Source organism: Priestia sp. SIMBA_032, assembly GCF_046535215.1.
GTDB lineage: Bacteria > Bacillota > Bacilli > Bacillales > Bacillaceae_H > Priestia > Priestia aryabhattai.
The window spans coordinates 1-230 of the sequence record NZ_JAWRXD010001685.1 but is presented as its reverse complement, the minus strand read 5'-3'; the positions used below and the strand labels follow the sequence as shown (position 1 = coordinate 230).

The following is a 230-nucleotide window of genomic DNA, read 5'->3' as shown; positions in this document are numbered from 1 at the left end:
CTACACCCTCGACGGAGACCTCGCCGTCGCCGTCGACGACGCACCCGAGGACCTCAAGAACGCGGTTGCCTCGCTGTCGCAGCTGGGCATGAACGTCACGGGCTTCCAGGGCTATCTCCCGAAACAGGCGACCGAGGTTGAGCAGGCGGCCTACGACAAGCGCAAGGAGATCGAGGCTTCCGACTATGAGAAGGCCGTTGTGGATCCGGCTGCGCCGTACGTCTCCGATA

The 230-nt window shown here is 63.9% G+C and carries 1 protein-coding gene; it reads left to right on the top strand.

All coding sequences use genetic code 11. The features are described from left to right. The coding region (locus SB717_RS39980; protein WP_410908927.1) for a hypothetical protein at positions 1-230 on the top strand (230 nt) is incomplete at both ends.